Origin of the sequence: Burkholderia alba (genome assembly GCF_034721475.1) — a bacterium.
In the GTDB taxonomy this organism is placed as follows: Bacteria; Pseudomonadota; Gammaproteobacteria; order Burkholderiales; family Burkholderiaceae; genus Burkholderia; species Burkholderia alba.
The window spans coordinates 1-305 of the sequence record NZ_JAWJWL010000203.1; the positions used below are offsets into that span (position 1 = coordinate 1).

Consider the following 305-nt stretch of genomic DNA (forward strand, 5'->3'; position numbering starts at 1 on the left):
ACGAACTGGAGCGGCAGGTCGAAGGGCTCCGGCGCGACATTCGCAATCTGCAGCTTGAACACGACCTGTTGAAGAAGGCGAATGAACTCCTAAAAAAAGACCTGGGCGTCGACCTGCCACTTCTGAGCAACCGGGAGAAGACGACGCTGGTTGATGCCCTGAGAGAAGAATACGGTTTGACTGAGCTGCTTGCGCGGTTGGACTTGGCGCGCAGTTCCTATTTTTATCATCGGTCGCCCATACGGGTTGCCGACAAATATGCAGATGTCCGTCGCACCGTTGCAGAGATCTTCGAGGACAATCAC

At 54.8% G+C, this 305-nt stretch carries 1 pseudogene; it reads left to right on the plus strand.

The features are described 5' to 3' along the window. Positions 1–305 (plus strand): annotated as a pseudogene (locus RZR99_RS33240) (IS3 family transposase); the annotation flags it as partial.